The following is a 254-nucleotide window of genomic DNA, read 5'->3' as shown; positions in this document are numbered from 1 at the left end:
CTCTGAGTTTTACCGATACCGAAACACTGGCGGATCTGCCGATCGATTTCGACTTTGAATTACCGGGGTTAGAACTCTCGACCGATGCAACCGCAGCTATCGTGGGTGCTTTGGCGGGTAGTCTGAATTTCTATATCGACTTTGATGGCGAGTCCCACACCGGGAATGCTCAGGCAACGGCCGGTAGCGTTCAGTTTACCGATGCGACCGCTGATTTCTCAGATGCGGTGGTGGGCGGTACGCTCTGGTTAGGC

1 protein-coding gene is annotated in these 254 nt (G+C 54.3%); it reads left to right on the top strand.

Annotation, left to right across the window (positions count from 1 at the left end):
• Nucleotides 1–254, top strand: a 254-nt coding sequence (locus tag ACFVYJ_RS13840; protein ID WP_463255446.1) for a hypothetical protein, incomplete at both ends; no start/stop codon positions are given.

The sequence above is a fragment of the Pontibacter sp. JAM-7 genome, from assembly GCF_048548695.2.
Lineage (GTDB): Bacteria > Pseudomonadota > Gammaproteobacteria > Pseudomonadales > Balneatricaceae > Neptuniibacter.
Note: the sequence above shows the minus strand (reverse complement) of the source record. Positions and strands in the feature narration are given on the sequence as shown.